We start from the raw sequence: 25,165 nt of genomic DNA on the forward strand, positions 1-25,165 counted from the left end.
GATATGATGCATGTGAATTAAAATAATTGCTTTAAGCCTCTAATCTAATTAAAATAGAAATATTTAATACTTCAATTAAATCTCAGGCGATGTCTCATTGAAATATTACAATGTATATCTGGTATATAAAATTCATAAAATAAACAGCTTTTAAATGAATTTCACAAACTAAAATTATGGTGTTAATTGCTGCTATTACTAAAAATAATAAGTATCGTTGGTATTTTCAATCACAGTTACCATTGAATATGAAAGTTTAATGTTTAACTATATTATGAATACTGAAGTTATCCATTTAGACAAGATAGAAAAAAAATTGAATGGGGAAAATAATGTCATAGGGACAATTATCATAAATTTAAATCAACTGAGGTTGATTATTAAGAAGAAAGGTCATTATATTAAAGCAAAATTTATCGCTTTATAAACATATTAGTAAAATACCACTTTCCTGCAGCATTCTTTTCAGCAGACACTTCAAAATCCGTAAAATCACCTTCAATATTTTCTTTATGCCCAGGACTATTCAACCATGCATTGACTACAGATGATGCCGAATTAAAGCCATAGGCCACATTTTCAGAAACCACATTAGCACTCGCATTAGCTTGTAAACTTTGTTGTCTCAAATAGAAATTATCATGAGATACGTTGTTAACCTCAATCATATAGTCCGTATGTGTATATGCTACCGCCTTTACAGTACTATGATTTTGTAGTGGGTTCAATCCTTCATTTATTCTATAATCGTTAATTAGCTCCATGATCTCTATTTCAATCTGTTTGGCTTGAGGTGCAACAGGAACATCAATAGCATTTATGGTTTCATCTTCCATAGAATCTTTAGAGCAAGATGTGAAATTAATAAAGATAAGAATTGCCAAAAATGGTAATAATTGAGAAACTTTCATAAGTAGGTAATTTAGGTTTGGGACCTCTAAATTAGTGACCTACTTTATAAAAAAAAAAAATATTCAAAAGTATTCGACGAAATGCATGCGTTTTGTCGGTATTTTATGTAAATAATCGATGAAATACACGTTTTTAAAACAGAATTCAACCCTTGAGCTATATAATATGTATTTCATCGATGATTTAAAACCATAAAATTCAGTTAATCCGAATTAAAATTGATCCACAAATATGAAATTACTACATAGCTTTCTCAAAACATATTTTTCAAATACAGAGGCCATATAAGCATAAAAATTTAAGATTATAAATTACAGCTTATTTTAAGCTTTTATTGAAGCCAGAATAAAATTACGGTGCCAAACGTTCAATCTTCCAGTTGTAGTCTTCTTGTAATTGATAACGGATTCTATCATGCAGTCTATTGGGTCTGCCTTGCCAAAATTCTAGCTCTACTGGTCTTACCATATAGCCTCCCCAATTCTTAGGGCGTTCTATTTCTTTACCTTCTAATTCAGATTCTAAGGTTTTTAGTTTTCTTTCCAATACTCCTCTATCGTCTATTACGGCACTCTGATCAGAAACTAAAGCACCTAATTGACTACCTCTTGGCCTCGATTCAAAATAACCATCACTAAGATTTTCAGAAACCTTTTCCGCTTTGCCCTTAATAATTATTTGTCGTTCTGCGGCGTGCCAAAAAAAGGATAAGCAGACATTAGGATTTTTGGCAATTGCGTTTCCTTTTTCACTATCGTAATTGGTATAGAAGATAAAGCCTTCATGTGTATATTTTTTGAGCAGCACTACTCTATTTTTCGGATAGCCATCTAAACCCAAAGTTGAAATGGTCATAGCATTAGTTTCATCCACATTAAAATGAGTATCGACTTCCATAAACCAATTACGGAATAGCTCTAATGGGTTTTCAGGTACATTATCTAATAATAACTGCCCTTTCTCGTACGATTTTCTATAATCACCTAAGTCTGTATCCATTACAAATTTTTTATTATTTTTCTTACAATAATATTTTTTCAAATGCTTTATACTCGCTAAATTTAAGGATTAAAACACATATATGACATTTGAAAACAGTAAATATTCTAAACGTTTTGCTTACACAAAAGAAGTTTTCTCGTTTGGAATTTTATATGCTACCAAATACTTTGTTGTGTCCGAATTAAATGAAGGAATTCATGTTGATTATGATATTGCTAGTGAAATCATCTCAAGATTTAGTAGTAAAATTAATGATGACACTAAAATAGTTTACGTTGCTAATCGTTTTAATTCATATTCATCTAATCCTCAACTTTGGGTAGATTTCAATAATGACTATGATTTTTTAATTGCAAGTGCTATTGTCTCTTATTCTGATTTTAGCTATCTCAATGCTTCGCTAGAAAAACAGTTTTTTAATAAAAGCCTGAAGCGTTGCAACAGCCTCGATGAAGCCCTAGAATGGGCTCTTAATTTAAAAGAGTTTAAGAATGTTAATCAAAATTAAAAGTTTTACCATCTTTGGCTAAATGCACATTCTCAAAAATCATTCGTGCTTCTTGCTTAAACTCATCATAACCATTATAGCGTGTAGAATAATGTCCGAGTATTAAAGTATCAACGTGTGCTTTTTTTGCAATGGTTGCTGCTTGCTTTGCTGTACTATGTTTTGTGGGAATACAAAGTGACGCGTTCTTTTCTAAAAAAGTGGATTCGTGATACAGAACTGTGCTCTTATTAATAATAGGTATTATGTCTTCATTATAAACCGTATCACTACAATAAGCATAACTTTTTGGAGGATTAGGATCCTTAGTTACTTTTTCATTAGCAATTAAAATACCATCTTCATTTACAACATCGCTTCCTTGTTTTAATTTTCTGAAATATGCAACATTAATATTTGCGGCATTAACTAAATTAATATCTAGTTTACGTTCGTTTTCTTTTTCTTTGAATAGAAATCCATTAGTATAAATACGATGTTTCAGCGGAATGGTATGAACTTCCACTTTCTCATCTTCGTATATTAATTCTGAAGTTTTAGACGTTAACTCATGAAAAATGAGTTGATATTTCGTCCAACTTGAAGCTAATTTCATTTGAAGTATTATTACCTCTTTTAAACCTTTTGGTGCATAAATATGTAATTCAGTTTCACGCGTTAAAAGACTAAAGGTATTTACCAATCCAACTAAACCAAAGTAATGGTCTCCGTGCAGATGGGAAATGAAAATATGTTTAATTCTTGAAAATTTAATTTTATTTCGTCGTAACTCCACTTGAGTGCCTTCACCACAATCGATTAAAAACATATGATTTTTTATCTCTAAAACCTGAGATGTTGGGTTGGTATTGATGCGTGGTGTTGCGCTATGACAACCTAGGATGGTCAACTTCATTATATCAATTGTAGAGTTACAGTTTAGATTTTACCATAAAAAACACATATCTATTTTCAAAATCCTAAATCACGCTCCATATCTTCCATTTCAATAATATCGAATGCTTCTTGAAGACTTGGCACAACAACTATCTCATCCGGCATTTGATCTAAATCCACTTGGTCAGAAACAACCACAAAACTCTTTTTCGCGCTTCTATGATTGTTACTTAATCTTAAAAATTCGATAATATCTTCTAAAGAAATCTGTTCTAAACTCGACAATCTAACAATAAGATGATAGTTTTTATACTTTTGGTAAGCTTGTTCAATATTATTCACCAATGTTTTCACCGAGGCGGTTTCTTGTGCTATTATGGTCGTATTACCATCTCTATCTATAATCATAACTTATTGTTTTATTTTAGAGGCTAAAAGATAAATGACAGCCATTCTAACAGCTACACCATTTTCTACTTGATTTAAAATAATGGCTTGTTTGGAATCTGCGACATCACTTGTAATTTCCACACCTCGGTTTATGGGTCCAGGATGCATTATTACAATCTCTTTATCTAAACTATCTAGTAATTCTTTATTAACTCCAAATTGTTGCGTATATTCTCTAGTAGTTGGAAAATAACTTATGTCCATGCGTTCGTTCTGAACTCTCAACATATTAGCGACATCACACCATTCTAAAGCTTTTTTTAGATTGGTTTCTACTCTAACTCCTAAGTCTTTAATATATTTAGGTAATAATGTTTTTGGGCCGCAAACCATCACATTTGCACCTTGTAATTGCAAAGCATAAATATTAGATAAAGCTACTCTACTATGTAAAATATCGCCAACAATCACGACATTTTTTCCTTTTACACTTCCCAATTTCTCTCTAATAGAATAAGAATCTAACAAGGCTTGGGTTGGGTGTTCATGTGCACCGTCGCCAGCATTGATAATACTAGCATTAATATGTTTTGACAAAAATACACCTGCGCCAGGATTGGGGTGTCGCATCACCACCATATCCACCTTCATGGAAAGAATATTGTTTACCGTATCAATCAACGTTTCTCCTTTTTTAACTGAAGATTGTGACGCCGAAAAATTTATAACATCTGCAGATAATCGTTTTTCTGCCAACTCAAAGGACAGTTTCGTTCTTGTTGAATTCTCAAAAAACAAATTCGCTATTGTGATATCCCTCAAAGAAGGTACTTTTTTGATCGGTCTATTAATAACCTCTTTAAACTGATCGGCAGTTTCAAAAATAAGGTCTATATCCTCTTCGTTGAGGTATTTTATTCCTAATAAGTGATTGACACTTAATTCGCTCATTTGTTATAGTCTTCAGTTGGCAGTCTTCAGTTCTCTATCTGAAACCTTAACCTAATTGTTTAATATTATTTTGTGACTTTTTAGCTTTAAAAGTATAAACTTATATATGCAATTGATTTTTTAATTTTCAAGTTTCTTACACCGTGCTTCCCTCACTTATCCACCAAATATACCGCATCTTCTCCTTCATTCTCCACCCAATTTACCTTCACCTTCTGATTATCAATCGCATCTACTTGACGACCTTTATAATTGGGCTGAATTGGTAAATGTCTGCTAAATCGTCTATCGATAAGTGTTAACAACTCGATATCTTTTGGCCTTCCAAAAGATTGAATTGCTGTTAATGCGGATCTTATACTTCTTCCCGTATAGAGAACATCATCAATAAAAACAACGTTTTTATCTTCGATTATAAAATTTATATTGGTTTTATTAGCTTCTAATGGTTTGTCACCTCTTCTAAAATCATCCCTAAAAAATGTGATATCTAAATGTCCGAGCTCAATATTTTTAATTTTATAATCTTCAATAAGTAAATTGGCTAAGCGTTCCGCTAAAAATATTCCTCTTGGTTGAATACCAATTAAAACAGTTTCGGAAAAATCATCGTGATTTTCAATGAGTTGGCAAGCCAATCTATGCAAGGTGATATTGACTTCTTTAGAGTTAAGTAGTACTTTGTGACTCATATAGCTATTAAGCATTGCGGTATACAAAGTTAGGATAAAAATTGTGGTTTGCAATATCTTTTCATGCAAAGGCGAAAGGCGTTAAGCATCAAAATCTTACAGAGTGCATAAAAAAAGCCTTTCATTTCTGAAAGGCTTTAGATTATTTAAAATAACAGAAAATTATTTCTTCCCGTCCATTTTATCTTTAAGAGCTTGTAAAGCATCATTGGCATCACCTAAAGTTGGTTTAGCTTCTGCCGCTTGAGCTTCCTGCTTTCTAACAGCTTGCTTAACGATTTTTGCTTCTTCTTCTCTAAATACTGCGGTATGAGATGCTACAACACGTTTGAATTCTTTATTAAATTCAATGATCTTGAATTCTGCTTCTTCACCTTTACCAAGTTTAGAACCATCTTCCTTCTCCAAATGACGTGCTGGTACAAAGGCAACGATATCTTCGTTAAAATCAATAGTTGCTCCTTTATCTACCATCTCTGTGATAGCTGCTTTATGCACTGTATCTAATGCAAACTCAGTTTCGTACTTGTCCCAAGGGTTTTCTGTAGTTTGTTTATGACCTAAAGATAATTTACGTCCGTCAACATCTAACTCTAATACCACTACGTCTAAGTTATCACCAACGTTACAGAACTCAGATGGATGCTTAATTTTCTTAGTCCAAGATAAATCTGAGATATAAATTAATCCGTCGATACCTTCTTCTAATTCAACAAAAACTCCAAAGTTTGTAAAGTTACGTACAATACCTGTGTGCTTAGAACCTACAGGATACTTAGTTGTAATATCCGTCCATGGATCTGGTGTTAATTGCTTAATACCAAGAGACATTTTTCTATCTTCTCTATCTAAAGTTAAGATTACAGCATCGATTTCATCACCAACGTTTACGAAATCTTGAGCTGAACGTAAATGCGTAGACCAAGACATTTCACTTACGTGAACTAAGCCTTCTACACCTTCTTCTACTTCAACAAAAGCACCGTAATCAGCAATAACTACTACTTTACCTTTTACTTTATCTCCAACTTTTACATTTTCACCTAATGCTTCCCAAGGATGCTTAGATAATTGTTTAAGACCTAATTGGATTCTTGATTTGTTTTCATCAAAATCAAGGATTACAACATTTAATTTCTGATCTAACTCAACAATCTCATTTGGATGGTTGATACGAGACCAAGATAAATCTGTAATATGAACTAAACCATCTACACCACCTAAATCGATAAACACACCATAAGACGTAATGTTTTTCACAATACCTTCTAATACTTGTCCTTTTTCTAGTTGACCAATGATTTCTTTCTTTTGCTCTTCAATATCAGCTTCAATTAAAGCTTTATGAGAAACAACTATGTTTTTGAATTCGTGGTTGATTTTCACAACTTTAAATTCCATAGTTTTATTTACATACTGATCGTAATCTCTAATTGGCTTCACATCGATTTGAGAACCTGGTAAGAATGCTTCTATACCAAATACGTCAACGATCATACCACCTTTAGTTCTACATTTTACAAAACCGTTTACGATTTCGCCAGTATCATGTGCATTATTTACACGATCCCATGCTTTGATTACTCTCGCTTTTCTGTGAGATAATACTAATTGACCTGTAGCGTCTTCACGCACATCAATTAATACTTCAACTTTGTCACCAACAGCTAAGTTAGGGTTGTAACGGAACTCATTAAGAGAAATTACACCTTCTGACTTTGCGTTAATGTCAATAATTGCATCACGATCTGTAATTGTAATAACAGTACCTTCTACGACTTCGTCATCTAATGTGTCAACGAAATTTTCTGATACTAATTTTTCGAACTCTTCTAATTTTGTGTCCGCAACTTGCTCAATTCCTTCTTCGTAATTGTGCCAATCGAACTCTTTTAAGAATTTTTCTGGATTTTTTTGTGCCTCAGAGATCTGAGGTGCTTCAGCTGTTGCAGCTGCGTTAGCTTCTCCCGAAACGTCGGAATTAGCTTGATTTGTTTCTTTTTCAGACATGTGCTGAATAATAATTTGTATTCTACTAACTTCTTAGAAAATAAAGCGATACAAGCTGTAGAAGTGTTTGTTTTGTTTCTATAATTCCTTTTTATTTTCTATAAACCGCTAAAAGGAGTGCAAAAGTACGATATATTTCTAGTTTTTCCAAAACATTATAAAAAATTAAAGTATTGAAAATCATTCAATTGAAATGCAGACATATTCAAATCGATTGCGCTAATTATTTATCTCATATTTCCTTATCTTTACAAGAGTATTAACATATAAAAACTTAAAAACAATGGTTAAAGCGAAATACCAAGATGTATTAGACTTGGGCGACAGATTAAATATTAAAGAAGGTAAAGTTGAAGAGGAAAATGGCAAACTAAAAGTTTGGGGAACGGCCTCAACACAATATGAAAAGAATTTATTGTGGGACGAAATTAAAAGAATCGGTGGTGAAAACCCCACTGATATTATGGCAGACATTAAAGTTGAAGATGAATCTGTTTATGCGAGGCATACGGTTAAGTCTGGGGAAACTTTAGGAAAAATTGCCAAACAATATTATGGTGAGCCTAGTAAATATCAAAAGATTTACCAAGCGAATACTGATATCCTTAAGAATCCTGATTTAATTCATCCTGGTCAGGAACTGATTATTCCTAATGATTAATTAAGAATTTTAAACTAACAAAGAAGGCGATGAACATAAAGTTTATCGCTTTTTTATTGCGCGATAATCTTATTTGCCAAACCAATTAATCTATCTAGCTGCTCGCTAATAGTTAAATTAGAATTATCAATGGCTATAGCATCCTCTGCTTTAACTAAAGGTGAATCTTCTCTTGTAGAATCTATATGGTCTCGTGTGGTTACATTTTCTAAAACATCTTCGTAACTCAAATTATGTCCACGCTCTAATAACTCTTTATAGCGCCGTTTAGCTCTAGTCTCTGCAGAAGCGGTCATAAAGATTTTTAATTCAGCATCAGGAAAAACGACCGTTCCGATATCGCGGCCATCCATAACAACGCCTTTGTCTTTCCCCATGAGCTGCTGTTGTTCAACAAGTTTTCTACGCACTTCAGATAAGGTTGCGACAGGACTCACAAATTTAGACACTTTTAAGGTTCTAATATCTCCTTCAATATTTTTTCCGTTTAAATAAACTTCTGCAAAACCTAATATTTCATTAAATTTAAAAGTTATTCTAATATCTCCTAACCTAGCAATTAATTCTTCCTCATTAAAAAATTTATCAGAAATAAAGTTATTTTCAAGCGCAAAATAGGTCACAGCTCTATACATTGCCCCAGTATCTACATAAATATAGTTTAAGCTTTTGGCTAATAATTTAGCAATTGTACTTTTTCCTGTGGATGAAAATCCATCAATGGCTATGGTGATTTTATTCATTTTTGAGCTGAATTAATTTCAGTAGTTATGACCTTCGAAATGGGAAATATGTTATTTAATCGAATTCAAAATTAGTTAAAACAATGCAGTTTAATACTTATCTAAATTAAATTTACCATTCTTTTCTTTTAAAGCTGAGATGAAACCATACTTAATGCGGTTTAAGCGTTAGTTCTATTATAAAATGTATTTTGACTCACTTATCAAAAAGAAAATTTTGTTTTCGAAAAAAATTACCAGCGTCTTCTTCGATCCAAATCTATCTGAAGTCCAAAAAAACTGGTATTTGATGCACTTGTAAATCTGGCATGTGTATAACTAAATCGCATTCTATTTAATTTAATACCAACACCAATAGATAATCCTGAAAAATTTCTTTGATCTACAATTCGCAATTCTTCTGCACGTCTAAAATTATACCCTAAGCGGACATTAAAGCCACCTTCTGGAAACAATTCGGCACCCAAAATTAAATGTCGTAATCCTTTACTAAAAAAACTGACTTTTTCCTCAGTTTGATTACCATCTAAATCGGTTGTGGCTCGTGCAGGGTTACTAACGCCAATAGGCCATTTTTGTAAATTTTCTAACGTTAAATGCCATCGCAATGGTACATTTTCTAAGGTTTGTGACATCCCAAAATTAATTTCGAATGGCAAAGGTTCTTGTCGGCCGGCATAAGTTTTGAATTGCGTTCCGACATTTCTAACCGTCAGAGCGGCATGAAAATCGAGCTTTTCATTTATATACATGGCTCCAAAATCGAAAGCACCACCAATGGAATTATACTGTTCTAAAAGCGAGGTTATAAATTTTAAATTGGCTCCCACATAAAAATCTGTAGAAGGAATATTGTAATTGTAACCAAATGATACCGCCGTTTCGTTACCGTTAAACGAACCTGTGGAATTACCATTAACATCATAACCATCAAAAGAGCCATAATTAATATAGGTTACACCAACATGAAAAGTTTGCAAATGCCTATCCCAAGTATAAGCATAAGCAGCAGTTCCGTAAGTAATTCCACCTAAATAGTTAGAAACATTAATAGCTAACTGATTATCCATTTGATAATTAATAGAAGTAGGATTATAAAGCGCTTCTGTAACATCGTGATCGAAATTGGTAATTATTTTACCACCTAAAGCAGCTTGTCTAGGTGAGGACACCAAATTGAGAAATTGATAGGTTGACTCTCCACCCAATTGTGCGAACACAGGCAATGCCATTAGCATAATACATAAGGTAGAAATCCTCTTAATCATAGAAGCGGCAAAAATATATCATTTTTCCTAAAAAATAACTTAAATAAAACGCTCTTTTTTTCATTATAAATCAATACAATAGCCAACTATAGTTAAAGTAATGTTTTCCATTTAGTTCATTAAAAGCAAAAATCATCACCAACTTTTAGAACATTTTTTGTAAAAAAATGAGAAATCAATCTATGTTTAAACGAGGATATGGATTTTTTATTTTTTGGAATATAAATGTTTTCTATGAATTGCAGTTTTTTGGTTATGAATCGTCACCATACCAATAAAAACGATTGATATAGTAGAGTAAAACATTAACTCACTATTCTGAGACGATTTCCCATTTCTACTCTACAGTTTTCTACTCTACAGCGTTAATCATAGATATATAAATTTTTGGTGTGCTGAGCTGAAAATAAGTTTCAACTCTAACACACCTTTTTATACATGTTTTACTTAAAATTTTTATTTCAATGCAAGACTTCTGAATTATATTTCTGAGACTTAAAGTTTCTTAGCATTTTGAACTTTCTGTTTAGTAAGCGCTAATTTCAACACGTCACTCATATCTTTTACATAGTGAAATGTTAACCCTTTTAAATATTCAGGTTTTATTTCTTCAATATCTCTTCGGTTATCTTCACAAAGTAAAATTTCTTTAATACGCGCACGTTTTGCAGCTAAGATTTTTTCTTTGATACCTCCTACCGGCAATACTTTACCACGTAAGGTGATCTCTCCTGTCATCGCTATACTCTTTTTCACTTTACGTTGCGTAAATAAAGAAACTAATGATGTTAACATGGTTACACCTGCACTAGGTCCGTCTTTTGGTGTGGCACCTTCTGGCACGTGGATATGAACATTATATTTTTCGAACACTTCAGGGTTAATTCCAAATTCGTCTGCATTTGCTTTTATATATTCCATCGCAATAGTTGCAGACTCTTTCATCACCTTACCCAAATTTCCAGTAATCGATAACGTACCTTTTCCTTTAGACAAAATAGATTCTATAAACAGAATATCTCCGCCAACTCTCGTCCAAGCCAAACCTGTAACAACTCCAGCAACATCGTTATTCTCGTACTTATCACGTTCCATTCTAGGACTTCCTAATACTTCAATAACATCTTCATTAGAAATTTTAACATTGTACTCTTCTTCCATGGCGATGTTCTTAGCTGCGTATCGCACCATTTTAGCAATTTGTTTTTCTAAACCTCTAACACCAGATTCGCGTGTGTAACCTTCTACGATTTTTTCGAGTTGTGGTTTCGCTATTTTTAGATTAGAATTATCTAAACCATGCTCCTTTAATTGCTTTGGCAATAAGTGTCTTTTTGCAATTTCTACTTTCTCTTCTATAGTATAACCCGTTACATTTATGATCTCCATTCGATCTCTTAAAGCTGGCTGTATAGTATTTAAACTATTAGACGTAGCAATAAACATCACTTTAGACAGATCATAACCCATCTCTAGGAAATTATCGTAAAACTCATTATTTTGCTCAGGATCTAAGACTTCTAACATCGCAGAAGAAGGATCACCTTGATTGCCTGTAGACAATTTATCTATCTCATCTAAAACAAATACAGGGTTAGACGTTTGCGCTTTCTTTAAACTTTGGATAATTCGACCTGGCATGGCACCAATATAAGTCTTTCTATGTCCTCTAATTTCAGCTTCATCTCGTAATCCACCTAATGAAATACGCACATATTCTCTACCCAATGCTTCGGCTACCGACTTTCCTAATGAGGTTTTACCTACACCAGGAGGGCCGTATAAACATAGAATCGGAGATTTCATATCATTTCTGAGTTTTAAAACCGCTAAATATTCAATGATTCGTTTTTTAACGTCTTCCAATCCAAAATGGTCACGGTCTAGAATTTTTTCTGCGCGCTTTAAATCGAATTTATCCTTACTAAATTCATTCCAAGGTAAATCTAAAAACAAGTCTAAATAATTACGTTGAATAGAATACTCAGCCACCTGAGGGTTCATTCGTTGCATTTTTGCCAACTCTTTATTGAAATGTTTCTCAACCTTTTCGTCCCATTTCTTATCCTTGGCGCGTGTTTTCATATCTTCGATTTCTTCACCCGAAGATACCCCGCCACCCAACTCTTCTTGAATGGTTTTCATTTGCTGATGCAAAAAATATTCACGTTGTTGTTGGTTCATATCGCTTTGAACCTTAGACTGAATATCATTCTTAAGCTCTAGCTTCTGATATTCCATGTTCATGTACTTCAACGTTTGAAGTGCACGTTCCTTTAAATCATTAATCTTTAACAGCTCTTGCTTTTCCTCAACTTTAAGATTCATATTAGAGGACACAAAATTGATTAAAAAGGAATTGCTTTCAATATTCTTAATTGCAAAACTCGCTTCTGAAGGAATGTTTGGACTTTGCTTTATAATATCTAAAGACAAATCTTTTATGGAATCTATAATCGCTTTAAATTCTTGATTATCTGGTGCTGGTTTCGCTTCAGCAATATCAGAAATAGTTGCTGTTAAATACGGTTTTTCTGAAACGACTTCATTAATTACAAATCGTTTTTTACCTTGAATAATAACGGTAGTATTACCATCTGGCATTTTTAGCACTTTTAATATGCGTGCCACCGTCCCTGTTTTATAAATATCCTTCGCTGAAGGATTTTCTACCGATTCATCCTTTTGCGAAACCACACCAATTACTTTTCCGCCTTTATTAGCATCATTAATCAGTTTTATCGAGGTATCACGTCCAGCAGTAATTGGAATTACAACTCCAGGAAACAAAACCGTGTTTCGCAAGGGCAAAATTGGTAAAGATTCTGGTAAAGATTCGTTATTAATTGCTTCTTCATCTTCAGGCGTCATCAATGGAATTAACTCTGAATTCTCATCGAAATCCTGAAATGACAGATTGTCTAAATTTAAAAAATTTGATTTTCCCATATATATTTTCGAGCCATTCTGTCATTAATAAATGCAGAACAACATTAGTTTAAATGTATTAAAAATTAACTTTATACTGAACATCAACGTTTTATAAGATATTCAAAGTTATTCACACTATTTTAATTTCAATTGTTATGCCATTATCTTTAGGACATCATTAATTTTTTTATTGAAAACTGTAACAATTTAAAATTTATACGCTCTATACTTTAAAGCAATTGTTTTTTTGTCATCAACCAATCAAGATATCGAACAGTTAATATTGCTTTGTAGTTCTGGTAACCAGCGTGCACAATTAGAGGTTTACAACAGATACAGCAAAGCCATGTATAATACAGCCATTAGAATTGTAAAAGATTCTTATAAGGCTGAGGATATTATGCAAGAGTCTTTTTTAACGGCTTTTACAAAACTAAACACCTTAGAAGATAGACATTTGTTTGGAGCGTGGTTAAAACGAATTGTTATAAATAATAGCATTGGGCACTACAATAAAACAGTAAAACAAAATCTAGTGCCTTTAGACACGGTTATTTATAAAGTTGAAGAAGATGATGGCATTACCGACTGTGAACAATTTAATGCTAAAATGAAGCAAGTTTTATACGTTATGAAATCTTTAAAACCCAACTACCATTTGAGTTTAACTTTGCATTTAATTGAAGGTTATGATTACGAAGAAATTTGTGAAATTATGAATATCTCTTATGCCAACTGCCGAACGTTGATATCGAGGGCTAAAGAAAGTTTGCGCAAGAAATTAGTTTTGAATTAAATATGAATAAAGATAAATTTGATCATTTATTTGATGATTTGAAAGATCAGTTTGATACTGAAACTCTTCAAGAACATCATGAACAACGGTTCTTACAAAAGTTGAACGAAGTCGATATGGCTTCAAACGGTGTAATAAGGCAATCGCCGTTTAATTGGAAACCCTTATTAGCAGTTGCTGCTGCCATAATAATATGCATAAGTGTTTTTACAACCTTGCAATATCAGCCTGAAACCTTAGATCTCGCAAGCATCTCCCCAGAAATGTCTGAAACTCAAGATTTTTTTACCGTAACTATTGAAAATGAATTAAAAAAACTAAACAAGGAACGTTCGCCTTTAACGGAACAGATTATTTCTGATGCTTTGGAACAAATAGGAATTTTAGAAACTGATTACAAAAAATTAAAATCAGCGTTAACCGAAAGTGGAAAAAACCAACGTGTTATTTATGCGATGATTTCAAATTTTCAGAATAGAATTGATATTTTAAATACCGTTCTAGAACAAATAGAAGTTGTAAAACAAATTAAAATTAACGAAAATGAAACTAAATTTACAATATAGAATTGCATTGCTATTTTTACTCATTCCGGTTATTTCACTAGCCAATGTAGGTAAAACCCTAATTAAAACAACCGAAGAAAAACGTATTAAAAAAATGTTTAACGTAGCACCTGATGTGACATTAAATGTGAATAACAGCTATGGTAGTGTGGACGTAATTACGTGGGAAAACAACCGCATTGAATTCGATATCCTGATTAAAGTTACAGGAAATGATTCTGAAAAAATACAAGATAAATTGGATGAAATAACTGTTGTATTTTCGGCATCTACCGATGTTATTACGGCAATTACTAAAATAAGAGAAACTAAAAGCAGTTGGTGGATCTGGGGAAAAAACAACAACTTACAGCTCAATATTAAGTATGTGATTAAAATGCCAATTTCTGGAAACGTAGATTTAACTCAAGATTATGGCTCTATTAATTTAGACCGTTTGGATGGTGTGGCAAAAATTAGTTGTGATTACGGCAAAATAACCACAAAGGAATTGATGGCAGATCACAATGATATACGATTCGATTATAGCTCTAACTGTTATTTCGAATACATTAAAAGTGGTAAAATCACAGCGGATTACAGCGGATTCACTGTAGCGAAAACAAAAGATTTAAATATAAAAGCAGACTACACCAAATCTATTGTTGAAGTGGCAGAAAACGTATCCTATAATTGTGATTATGGCTCTTTAAAAATAGATAATATCAATAATTTTTCTGGCAATGGAGATTACTTAGCTTTACGATTAGGTAACGTTTTTAAAAACGTAGAACTGAAAGCGAATTATGGTTCTGTAAAAATTGATCGCATGGCTTCAAAAGCAAATAATATTGATATTAATGCTGATTTCACAGGAATAACTATCGGACATGATTCAGCCTATAATTTTGACTTCAACATAGCATTAGAATACGCTTCGTTAAGAGAGTCTGATGGTTTCAATTTTACGAATAAGGAAATTGATCATACAGAGAAAAAATACGAAGGTTACCATGGATCGAAGAATTCAGGTAATTTGATTAAAATCAACTCTGAATATGGCAGTGTAACGTTTAAGAAGAACTAGGTTTCAGTCGCAGTACCAGATTATACAGAAAATATAAAATCAATTAAAAAAGCAAGCAATTATGAATTTATTTAAATCAATAACAGTATTAGCATTTCTATTAAGCACAATCGTATCTTGTGCCCAATGGGGGAACGGAAGAAAAATTAAAGGAGATCAAAACATCACCACAGTCACTAGAACTACAAGTGGGTATGATGGAATTAAAGTCGCCGGATCAATGGATTTTCAATTAGTAAAAGGATCGGAAGGCGAGATTAAGATTAAAGGTGATGCCAATCTTATGGAGTATATTATTGTTGAAGTTAAAAAGAATCAACTTTTTGTTCAAATAAAAGATGGTTATAATTTAAGGCCAAGTCGAACTATCAAAGTCACAATTCCTTATGAATCTATCAGCTCAGTTTCACTAGCGGGATCCGGTGACGTAGAAAATAGTGGGGTCATAGAAGCAGATGATTTTAAGGTATCCTTATCTGGCTCCGGTGATATAAATTTAAACATCAGTACACAATCTACTGAAAGTAGTATCGCTGGCTCAGAAGATATTGAATTAGATGGTTCCACAAATAGCTTAACCGTAAAAATTGCAGGTTCTGGAGATTTTGATGGTAAGGAATTGAAAAGCAGCGATGTTACAGCGAAAATAACTGGTTCTGGTTCTGCAAATGTAGTTTGCAATGGAGAACTCATCGCAAGAATCACAGGTTCGGGTGATGTTAATTATTCTGGTAAACCAACAAATAAAGACACTAAGATAACAGGTTCTGGCAGTGTTAGTAATTAATATAACTTAGAGTAGAAGTTTACTTTTAGTACTATTAAAATGTTACGCTTTACTTTTACCGTTTTGAATTGATATAATTAATAAATTCCTTGGCATCAAAAACTTTAATTGCACTAGTGTAGGCTATATCGTCATTTATTTCCAACGCTTTTGGTAACAGTTCTCGTGGTCCATAATCCCAATTTACATTATTAATTACATTCGAAATTATTTTGTAATTACCATTAAGAGTGATACCTGAAAAACTCACCTCTTGTTTCGGAATTTTAGTATTTCGGTTTTCTAAATATTCTTCCGGCCCATAATATTCTTCGGTTATTAAGTAGTTTGATAACGATGGATTTATAAAATAAGTAGGTTCCGTAAAATTGAATCTAATTACACTATCATTTGCCAACACTAGTCGATGTTCTCCTTTACTGATATTAAGATTAACTGTATGCATTGAAGGCACATCGACGTTAAGCGAATCCATAGACATTTCTATGATCATATTCGTTGGGTTATCAATAACTAAATTAATGGTATTACCATCTCCGCACGAGGAGAAAAATAGAAACGGTAAAATTGAAAACCACAATAATGGCCTCATTAAGAATATAAATTAATATTTTTATACTGACGTGCTTTTTTCTATTTCGGTGCTTGGTACTCTAAATAAAAGTAAAATCCCAGCGATGAAAAAGATGACTAAAAACAATATAGCATTTCGCATACTTCCTGTAACCTGATCTATAGTAGCAAAAATTATCATTCCTATAACAATTCCTATTTTTTCTGCGACATCGTAAAAACTAAAATATGAAGTCGTATCTTCTGTTTTTGGCAAAAATTTAGAATACGTTGATCTGGCTAAAGATTGTACACCTCCCATTACCAAACCTACAAAACTTGCAGCAATATAAAACTGAAGTGGTGTCTCCATAAAATATGCATAAAAGCATAATGACATCCAAAAGAAATTTATAACAATGAGTGTCCTAATATTTCCAAATTTTAGGGACGCTCGTGACGTTAGAAATGCACCTAATATGGCCACTAATTGAATAACTAATATACTTACAATTAAGCCTTGTGTTTTAGCATCAGAATCACCCCAAGCAATTTCTTCTTCTCCAAAATATACAGCGACTAACATAATAGTTTGTACAGCCATACTGAATACAAAAAAAGCCACTAAGTAACGTTTTAATCGTAGATTTTGTTTCAATTGAAGCCAAACTTGTTTCAATTCTTTTAAACCATTTAAGATAACATCTTTAGAAACCTTATCTCCACTTGAAACGCCTTTAGGAAGTATATAAAATGTGTACTGGCTAAAAAGAATCCACCATAATCCTACCATAACAAACGAATATCTCATACCTACTTGAGCAGCGGTTTCAATAATTTCTCCATTTTCATTTAGGTTATCGGATATATAAAATACATCAGGATACATTACCATGGCGAGGTTAATTACTAAAAGAATAACACTTCCAAAATATCCCATACTAAACCCTTTAGCACTAATAGTATCTTGTTGCTCCGGATAAGCAATGTCTGGCAAGTACGAATTATAAAACACTAAACTTCCCCAATAACCAATCAATCCCATAAAATAAAATAAGAGGCTAATATGTATACTTTCTAAGCTAAACCAGTACAAGCCAATACAACCGAGACCTCCGATATAACAAAAGAATTTCATGAATTTCTTTTTATTACCGACGTAATCGGCAATTCCCGATAAAATAGGTGAGGTAAAAGCAACAACTAAAAATGTGAAGGCCGTCACATAGGTAATTAATGCTGTACTTTTAAAAACTAAACCAAAAGCAGGCACAGTTTTTTCAACGGTTCCTAAAAATAATGCAGAATAAAAAATAGGAAATATAGAGGATGCAATGGTTAAGGTATATACGGAATTTGCCCAATCGTAAAATGCCCATGCATTAAGAAGTTTTTTACTTCCTTTTTTCAATTCGCTCATAAATAAATTTGTTTCCTATAATAATGAGACCCCAATTTTCATCGGGGCTATTAAATCATTTTTCTTTAAAATAATTTTGTAAAAAAAGCTGCTCATCCCGACATTTCAGGAGAGCAGCTTCTAAAGTAATCAAATATTTATAAATTCAAAACTAATTAATAGGTCTGAAATTAGTAACGCCATATTTTTTTGCTTCAGCCTTAGCTTGTGGCGCTAAAGCTTGTAAATTCTGAATTCTCGAATCATTACTTGGATGCGTACTTAAAAATTCTGGTTGTGACTGACCACCACTATTTGCTTTCATACGTTTCCATAGTTCTGCTGCTTCAGTAGGATTGTAACCCGCAATTGACATTAGATAAAGACCTATTTTATCTGCTTCTGTTTCATGACTTCTACTAAATGGTAACATCCCTGCCACATTAGATACCACACCATAAGATTGATTAAAAATACCTAAAGCTTGTTCATCACTAGACAATGCCACATTACCAGCAACTGCTAAACCTTGCTGTATATACGCAGCACTCATACGCTGCTGACCATGATTAGCCAATGCATGTGCCACCTCATGTCCCATAATCGCTGCCACACCCGTTTCATTGGCTGCAATTGGTAAAATACCCGTATAAAATGCAATTTTACCACCTGGCATACACCAAGCATTCACTTGCTCGGATTGAATTAAGGTATATTCCCATTTATAATCATCTAAATATCCCTGAAAACCATTCGCATTTAAATATCGTTCGGCCGCCACGGCAATACGTTGACCGACACGAGTAATCATCTGAGCATCTTTTGTTCCAGTAATTACTTTATTCTCTGTAAGTACTTGATTATATTGGGCAAAAGCAGATGGAAATAATTGATCATTACTTACAAATGCTAAAGTTTTCTTCTTTGTGAAAGGATTTGTTGCACATGAATATACAACTGCAATAATCACTAAACTTAATATTGTTTTATTAAATTTCATAGCTAATAATTTTTATTTAAAGTTATTAAAAATACAAAAATCAATTTGCAATTCTAAGACACTAAAATAATCAATAGGTCACTAAGTTTTTGACGTTATACCTAGTATATGTAACTCAGAAAAATTCTTGTCTACCACAATTGACGTTACTCCATTAACTTTTAAGCTTTCAATGTTAATTTTTTCATTATCGAGCTGAACTTCAACCACATCAAAAGGTAAACCATGAAACTGAACATTGAACGTTTCATAAGGTGTTACAAATTTCCCTTCTTTGTATTGATTAATAATTAATTCATTAGACTTTCCTCTAAGGGTAAAATTCCTTAAACTATAACGTCCTTTTGTATAATCATAACCATCATTAGCATCGCTATACAATTCACTTTCTTCCTTACCTTCTTTATAGTAGACATCTAAAGTAATTTCCGTAATTTCTTTTTCACCAACGTACTGTTGAATTGGATATTTTGGAATAATAGCTCCTTCTTTTACAAAAATTGGCATACTATCAATATCGGCTTCCACCCACATTTCCTTACCTCCTTTTATAATATCATCGGTCCAGAAATTATACCATAATCCTTGTGGTAGATACATTCGTCTACCTTTGGCGTTTGGTTCTAAGATGGGACAAGCTAATATTTGTTCTCCAAAAACAAACTCATCAGTTCTGTAATGTGTTTGTGAATCATCTTGATCGTAAAGTACTAAAGACTTTAATATTGGCGTACCGTGATCTACATAATTCCAAAATGAGGTATATAAATAAGGTAATAATTGATAACGAATTTCAATAAACTTTCTAACTATATCCGTTACTTCTTCATCAAAAGCCCAAGGCTCTTGGTCACCGTGATCTCCCGAAGAGTGAACTCTAAAAAATGGGTGAAATATACCTAATTGAATCCAGCGTGTAAATAATTCGCCTTGAGGTTGTTCTGCAAAACCACCGATATCGCTTCCTGCAAAAGAAAAGCCAGACATGGCCATGCGTTGTGCTTGCATATTAGCAATCCATAGATGCTCCCATGACGCCACATTATCTCCTGTCCAAGTTGAGGTGTAACGCTGTGTACCAGAATAAGCCGAACGTGTAATTACGAAGGGACGTTTTGGATATGAATATTTTTTTAAACCTTGGTACGTTGCTCTAGCCATTTGCATACCGTAAATATTGTGAGCTTTTCGGTGGCTACACGGGTTTCCGTCATAATCGTGACGCACATCATCTGGAAACGTTTTGTTTGGCACTTCCATAACCGCAGGCTCATTCATATCGTTCCAAACTCCTTTTACCCCTATATCTTCGATAAGTTCTTGAAACAATCCAGACCACCATTCTCTAACTTCAGGATTTGTATAATCTGGAAAATAACATTCCCCAGGCCACACCTTACCTTTCATATAATCGCCATCGGCACGTTTACAGAAATAATCGTTTTCTAAACCTTCTTTAAAAACTGAGTAATCTTTGTCTATTTTAATACCTGGATCAATTATAGCCACAGTTTTAAAACCATCATCTAATAATTCTTTTACCATACGTTTGGGATCTGGAAAGTATTCTTTATTCCAAGTGAAACATCGGAAACCGTCCATATAATCAATATCTAAATAAATAGCATCGCAGGGTATCTTCAACTCTCGAAATGTTGACGTTATCTCTTTTACTTTATTTTCTGGATAGTAACTCCATTTACATTGGTGGAATCCTAATGCCCAAAGTGGTGGTAATTGATGCGGTTTTCCTGTTAAATCGGTATAACTTTCTACAACATCATTCATTTTAGGACCATAGAAAAAATAATAATTCATTTCACCACCTTGTGCCCAGAAACTAGTGACATTTCTACGTTCGTGTGCAAAATCGAATGTGGATCTAAAGGTATTATCAAAGAAAATTCCATAAGCCTTTCCATGGTGTAAACCTGTATAAAATGGAATGGCTTTGTAAATTGGATCAGTATCCTTACCGTAGGCATAAGAATCCGTTGCCCAATTACTATAACGTTTGCCTTTTAAATTTAAATGATTTGGCTTATCCCCAAGACCGTAATAACTTTCGCCGTCGTTAGATGTTTTACTCATCTTAACAATGTTTCCACCATGTTGGTAACTTTCTTCCCAATGGAAACCGCCTTCATCTTGATTTATTAGGGTGCCATCTTTTGCATCATAGATAGACACACTCATATTAGATTTTAATATTTCGCAACGCAATTTTGACGTCGTTATTTCAAATAATTCTTTTTTATCTTCAATAACTAATTTGTTATAACCACTACTAGCGTATTTCGTTATGGCATAAGAAAAATCATTATCAAAATTACCGACCGTGGTATATCTAAATCGTAATAAACTATCTCTGACAACAGTTAATTCTAGTATAACATCGTTCTCAGCTGTGAAATATAGCTTATCGACATCTTTTTTAAAATTTATAATTTTCGAAGGAAATAAATTTCCTTTATTTTCTAATTCAGTATTTACTATCATAAATCAATCTTTGGGAAAATAAACGACAAAAAAACAGAAAAAATCAATCATTTGAAAGGGTTGGTAGAGGTTATTACTAATTCTTATCAACTATAAAGGTTTAGCCTCAAGTTTTTACGAGAATAAAAAAAATTGAGCTATTAATTATTGAATTAATATTTAATGACGGCATAATGGACATCTAAACTAGAAGTCAGTTCTAATGATACCCAAGCTTAGTAACTACTAATGCTATACAACCCATTACAATCATAACATAAAGTAATCTCAATTTAATGTTATGACACAAAAAAATACCACAAATAGCAAGAAGAGCCATAAAACCAGTTTCTAGCCTTGTGCATAATATACCTAGAATCATGGTTAAAAACAGTAGGTGAGTTACAATGTGCCTTGGTTTCCATAAGATCGCTATGGCAACTAAAAATTCTACAGCGACCGTAGCCCACGCAAACAAAAAACTAATTTGACCCAGATAGGGAAATACATTGTTTAAAACTATATGTTCTCCTTCATTAGGATCTAAAGCATACAATGCTAACATACTTGCTCTATTACTTTGTGCCACTTCTAAACTGTCAGGAAAAAAATTAAGAAAAGTACCAAAAATAGATCCTTTATTCATCATATAGTAATAGAAATCACCACTCATAAACTGGGATGATAATAGTTTTTGAACTACCGAGGTCAAAATTACTATGACCAATAACATCTGAATATTTTTTAAGAGAATACTACGTTTTTGGTGATACATATAAAATATAACGGGGAGTACCATAAACATGAGCATAAAATGATGATTGGCTACTCTAAAATAGAAGTGATATAAATCAAAAACTAATAGTGCAAAGAACGCAATCCAAATTATGGGATGTTTTGATTTTTTCTGTAAAAAAAACCAAACCATCAACCCTATAAACAGCATCGGAATTTTCCAAAACCGCTCTTTTTCTGCCATTATAAAAATATAAATACCAAGCATTAAGAGTAGTAGTTGCATTGCTACCGTAATGTGATCTGTCAATTTATATTTTATCTCTGACCAATATTTCACAACTGCGATTTTTTTAAGTGAACTTCATTGACCAAAACTCTTGAAAAAGTACCCTTTTTTGAATTAACTATAGGTTTCCAAATTTGAATATGAATGCTGTCTTTACGAGTTGTTTTTATCACAAACTTTGCGGCTTTCTCAAGATTAATATCATTAGGCATTAATTTTAAACGACTGAGAATAGTTTTCATTTTAATATTGTCTTCCATTAATGAATCTACAGACAGGCCTGGAATATAAATTTGATCGTAGAAATAATGAATCCCTGTATACATACCATATCCGCCTCCTTTCCATTTATTGAGTTTTTGAGTATTAACAAAAAACAATTGTACAACTACCACAATAATAGCAAGACTTGGAATACCGTATTTTAATAAGAGTTCTTTTGTTTTTGCGTACATGTTACTTATAATCAGTTAGTTGTAGTTATTCGCTCTCAAATTTTTCAAGAAAAAAGACCCCAAAGACATTTCAAATCTTTGAGGTCTTAATTCAATTTCTACGTATTTAGGCTTGTATTTTTTTATTCTGAGCTTTCGTTGATTTACTTTTAGGTTTATTTTTTGAATTAGATATTTTTTTAGGACGATCTACATATTTAAAAACCACCATGCCTAATGGCGGAATATCTATATGAGCAGAATTATCTCTGTAATGCCAAGCTTCAGATTTTACAGTTTTTTGTGTATTCTTGTAGTTATTACTGCCGTAATATTGCTTTAAATCACTATTAAATATTTCTTTAAGTTTTCCTTTTTTAGGCAAGCCTATTTTATAATTTTCTTTAGGAACCGGTGTCATATTACAAGCTATAATTAAATCGTCTTTTGTATTATTACCTTTTCTTATGTAGGTAAAAACAGAATTTTTAGAATCACCATAATCTATCCATTCGAAACCTTCTTGTAAAAATTGTTTTTCATACAATGCTGGTTCTTGTTTATAAAGCGTATTTAAATCTTTAATTAATTCTTGTATGCCTCTATGGGGTTCATATTGCAATAAATGCCAATCTAAACTCGTTGTGAAATTCCATTCTTTACTTTGACCGAATTCTGAACCTTGAAATAATAATTTTCCGCCAGGATGCGTAAACATATAACTGTATAATAATCTTAGATTAGCAAAACGTTGCCACTCATCGCCTGGCATTTTACTTAATATAGACTTTTTTCCATAAACCACTTCATCATGGCTTAATGGTAACATAAAATTTTCTGAAAAGGCATAAGTCATTGAAAACGTTAAATCGTTTTGATGAAATTGCCTGTAAATTGGTTCTTTTGAAAAATATTCGAGTGTATCGTGCATCCAACCCATCATCCATTTCATTCCAAAACCTAATCCTCCAACATTTGTAGGTTTTGAAACCATTGGAAATGCTGTAGATTCTTCTGCAATAGTCTGTACATCTGGAAACGAAGCATAAACGGCTTCATTCATTTCTCTTAAAAATGCAATGGCTTCAAGGTTCTCGCGTCCTCCTAACATATTTGGTTCCCATTGTCCATCTTCTCTGCTGTAATCTAAAAATAACATAGAAGCTACCGCATCTACACGCAGGCCATCTGCATGATATTGGTCTAACCAAAAAATAGCATTACTAATTAAAAATGATTTAACTTCATTTCTACCGTAGTTAAAAATTAAGCTTTTCCAGTCATTGTGGTAACCTTTTCTCGGATCTGGGTGTTCGTATAGTGCTGAGCCATCAAAAAAGCCGAGTCCATGTGCATCTTCTGGAAAATGCGACGGCACCCAATCGAGAATAATACCGATATCATTTTGATGAAATTTATCGACTAAAACCTTAAATTCTTCAGGATAACCAAATCGTGATGTTGGAGCAAAGTAACCTGTAACCTGATAACCCCAAGATGGATCATACGGAAACTCCATAACGGGCATTAACTCTACATGTGTAAAATTCATGTCCTTTACATACTTCACCAATTCATCAGCCATTTCTAGATAAGACATAAAACGGTTCTCTTCAAAATGTTTTTTCCATGACCCTAAATGAACCTCGTAAACTGAAAATGGCGCGTCCAATGCATTATACTGTTTACGTTTTTTCATCCATTTGCTGTCTTTCCACTTGTAAGGTGCTTCCCAAACTATAGAAGCTGTTTTAGGATTATGCTCCGCTCGTCTTGCGTAAGGATCGGCTTTTTCCGTTTTTATGTCATTATTACTACTGAGAATTTTGTATTTGTATAAACTTCCTTTTCCGATATTAGGAATGAATCCCTCCCAAACACCACTAGAATCCCAACGCACATTTAGTTGATGCGTACCTTCTATCCAAGAATTAAAGTCACCAATTACAGAAACCATTTTTGCGCTCGGAGCCCATACCGCAAAATATACACCCTCTACCCCATCTACAGTAGTGATGTGAGATCCGAATTTTTCGTATAATCGATAATGCTTTCCTGCTTTAAAAAGATTAATGTCAAATTCTGTAAATCGACTATGTGCAATTACTTCTGCCATAAA

At 32.9% G+C, this 25,165-nt stretch carries 23 protein-coding genes; 6 read left to right on the forward strand and 17 right to left on the reverse strand.

Translation table 11 applies throughout. The annotated features are described in order from the left end of the window. Window positions 1-413: 413 nt before the first annotated feature. Window positions 414-911 carry a CAP domain-containing protein gene (locus QMA06_RS05115; RefSeq protein WP_290205799.1) on the reverse strand — a complete coding sequence of 166 codons (498 nt, stop codon included), beginning with the start codon at window positions 909-911 and terminating at the stop codon, window positions 414-416. Window positions 912-1,263: 352 nt separating this feature from the next. Beyond that, window positions 1,264-1,911 carry a pyridoxamine 5'-phosphate oxidase gene (pdxH, locus tag QMA06_RS05120; RefSeq protein ID WP_290205800.1) on the reverse strand — a complete coding sequence of 216 codons (648 nt, stop codon included), beginning with the start codon at window positions 1,909-1,911 and terminating at the stop codon, window positions 1,264-1,266. 82 nt (window positions 1,912-1,993) lie between these two features. Here pdxH and QMA06_RS05125 point away from each other — a divergent pair, with 82 nt between their 5' ends. Next, window positions 1,994-2,422: a hypothetical protein gene (locus QMA06_RS05125; protein WP_290205801.1), complete on the forward strand. Its 429-nt coding sequence runs from the start codon at window positions 1,994-1,996 to the stop codon at window positions 2,420-2,422. On the opposite strand, the gene QMA06_RS05130 is transcribed toward QMA06_RS05125, so the two are convergent. The 5 genes from QMA06_RS05130 to rpsA all read right to left on the reverse strand — a co-directional run bounded on the left by QMA06_RS05130 (window position 2,409) and on the right by rpsA (window position 7,341). Then, window positions 2,409-3,317 carry a ribonuclease Z gene (locus QMA06_RS05130; protein WP_290205802.1) on the reverse strand — a complete coding sequence of 303 codons (909 nt, stop codon included), beginning with the start codon at window positions 3,315-3,317 and terminating at the stop codon, window positions 2,409-2,411. The two genes, QMA06_RS05125 and QMA06_RS05130, sit on opposite strands and share 14 nt — an antisense overlap. A 56-nt stretch (window positions 3,318-3,373) precedes the next feature. Further along, window positions 3,374-3,706, reverse strand: coding sequence for a ribonuclease Z (locus QMA06_RS05135; RefSeq protein ID WP_290205803.1), 333 nt, complete (start codon window positions 3,704-3,706; stop codon window positions 3,374-3,376). A 3-nt stretch (window positions 3,707-3,709) separates the two neighbouring features. Beyond that, window positions 3,710-4,639 (reverse strand): aspartate carbamoyltransferase catalytic subunit, encoded by a 930-nt coding sequence (locus tag QMA06_RS05140; RefSeq protein ID WP_290205804.1) that lies wholly within the window; start codon window positions 4,637-4,639, stop codon window positions 3,710-3,712. 152 nt (window positions 4,640-4,791) lie between these two features. Beyond that, window positions 4,792-5,331: a bifunctional pyr operon transcriptional regulator/uracil phosphoribosyltransferase PyrR gene (gene pyrR / locus QMA06_RS05145; protein ID WP_290205805.1), complete on the reverse strand. Its 540-nt coding sequence runs from the start codon at window positions 5,329-5,331 to the stop codon at window positions 4,792-4,794. Window positions 5,332-5,493: 162 nt separating this feature from the next. Then, window positions 5,494-7,341, reverse strand: a complete 1,848-nt coding sequence (gene rpsA / locus QMA06_RS05150; protein ID WP_290205806.1) for a 30S ribosomal protein S1 — start codon at window positions 7,339-7,341, stop codon at window positions 5,494-5,496. Window positions 7,342-7,624: 283 nt separating this feature from the next. On the opposite strand from rpsA, the gene QMA06_RS05155 reads away from it, so the two are divergent. After that, window positions 7,625-8,002, forward strand: coding sequence for a LysM peptidoglycan-binding domain-containing protein (locus QMA06_RS05155; RefSeq protein WP_290205807.1), 378 nt, complete (start codon window positions 7,625-7,627; stop codon window positions 8,000-8,002). Window positions 8,003-8,055: 53 nt separating this feature from the next. Here the strand turns inward: QMA06_RS05155 and cmk are convergent, their stop codons facing one another. The 3 genes from cmk to lon form a co-directional block, all read right to left on the reverse strand. Continuing rightward, entirely contained in the window at window positions 8,056-8,745 is a 690-nt protein-coding gene (cmk, locus tag QMA06_RS05160; RefSeq protein ID WP_290205808.1) for a (d)CMP kinase, read from the reverse strand. A 233-nt stretch (window positions 8,746-8,978) separates the two neighbouring features. Next, window positions 8,979-10,013, reverse strand: a complete 1,035-nt coding sequence (porQ, locus tag QMA06_RS05165) for a type IX secretion system protein PorQ (protein ID WP_290205809.1) — start codon at window positions 10,011-10,013, stop codon at window positions 8,979-8,981. Between the two features lie 495 nt (window positions 10,014-10,508). After that, window positions 10,509-12,962, reverse strand: coding sequence for an endopeptidase La (gene lon / locus QMA06_RS05170; RefSeq protein WP_290205810.1), 2,454 nt, complete (start codon window positions 12,960-12,962; stop codon window positions 10,509-10,511). Window positions 12,963-13,191: 229 nt separating this feature from the next. Between lon and QMA06_RS05175 the strand changes: the two genes are divergently transcribed. The 4 genes from QMA06_RS05175 to QMA06_RS05190 all read left to right on the forward strand — a co-directional run bounded on the left by QMA06_RS05175 (window position 13,192) and on the right by QMA06_RS05190 (window position 16,159). Next, window positions 13,192-13,740, forward strand: coding sequence for an RNA polymerase sigma factor (locus QMA06_RS05175; RefSeq protein WP_290205811.1), 549 nt, complete (start codon window positions 13,192-13,194; stop codon window positions 13,738-13,740). A 2-nt stretch (window positions 13,741-13,742) separates the two neighbouring features. After that, window positions 13,743-14,306 carry a hypothetical protein gene (locus QMA06_RS05180; RefSeq protein WP_290205812.1) on the forward strand — a complete coding sequence of 188 codons (564 nt, stop codon included), beginning with the start codon at window positions 13,743-13,745 and terminating at the stop codon, window positions 14,304-14,306. After that, window positions 14,284-15,372, forward strand: coding sequence for a hypothetical protein (locus QMA06_RS05185; RefSeq protein ID WP_290205813.1), 1,089 nt, complete (start codon window positions 14,284-14,286; stop codon window positions 15,370-15,372). The genes QMA06_RS05180 and QMA06_RS05185 overlap by 23 nt, the downstream gene beginning before the upstream one ends. 61 nt (window positions 15,373-15,433) lie before the next feature. After that, the gene (locus QMA06_RS05190; protein ID WP_290205814.1) at window positions 15,434-16,159 is read left to right on the forward strand and encodes a head GIN domain-containing protein; all 726 of its coding nucleotides are present in this window, start codon (window positions 15,434-15,436) and stop codon (window positions 16,157-16,159) included. Window positions 16,160-16,214: 55 nt separating this feature from the next. Here the strand turns inward: QMA06_RS05190 and QMA06_RS05195 are convergent, their stop codons facing one another. The 7 genes from QMA06_RS05195 to glgB all read right to left on the reverse strand — a co-directional run bounded on the left by QMA06_RS05195 (window position 16,215) and on the right by glgB (window position 25,162). Then, entirely contained in the window at window positions 16,215-16,751 is a 537-nt protein-coding gene (locus QMA06_RS05195; RefSeq protein ID WP_290205815.1) for a hypothetical protein, read from the reverse strand. Window positions 16,752-16,772: 21 nt separating this feature from the next. Then, complete coding sequence (locus tag QMA06_RS05200) at window positions 16,773-18,131, reverse strand: MFS transporter (RefSeq protein ID WP_290205816.1); 1,359 nt, start codon at window positions 18,129-18,131, stop codon at window positions 16,773-16,775. Between the two features lie 151 nt (window positions 18,132-18,282). After that, entirely contained in the window at window positions 18,283-19,110 is an 828-nt protein-coding gene (locus QMA06_RS05205; protein ID WP_290205817.1) for a M48 family metallopeptidase, read from the reverse strand. A gap of 81 nt (window positions 19,111-19,191) precedes the next feature. Continuing rightward, window positions 19,192-21,609 (reverse strand): glycoside hydrolase family 31 protein, encoded by a 2,418-nt coding sequence (locus tag QMA06_RS05210; protein ID WP_290205818.1) that lies wholly within the window; start codon window positions 21,607-21,609, stop codon window positions 19,192-19,194. Window positions 21,610-21,808: 199 nt separating this feature from the next. After that, window positions 21,809-22,663 (reverse strand): hypothetical protein, encoded by an 855-nt coding sequence (locus QMA06_RS05215; RefSeq protein WP_290205819.1) that lies wholly within the window; start codon window positions 22,661-22,663, stop codon window positions 21,809-21,811. After that, a complete protein-coding gene (locus tag QMA06_RS05220; RefSeq protein ID WP_290205820.1) occupies window positions 22,660-23,067 on the reverse strand; it encodes a hypothetical protein in 408 nt (135 codons plus the stop codon). Before QMA06_RS05220 ends, QMA06_RS05215 begins: the two co-directional genes overlap by 4 nt. A 106-nt stretch (window positions 23,068-23,173) precedes the next feature. Beyond that, window positions 23,174-25,162: a 1,4-alpha-glucan branching protein GlgB gene (gene glgB, locus QMA06_RS05225; RefSeq protein ID WP_290205821.1), complete on the reverse strand. Its 1,989-nt coding sequence runs from the start codon at window positions 25,160-25,162 to the stop codon at window positions 23,174-23,176. Window positions 25,163-25,165: the final 3 nt, after the last annotated feature.

The organism is Winogradskyella bathintestinalis (assembly GCF_030407435.1).
In the GTDB taxonomy this organism is placed as follows: Bacteria; Bacteroidota; Bacteroidia; order Flavobacteriales; family Flavobacteriaceae; genus Winogradskyella; species Winogradskyella bathintestinalis.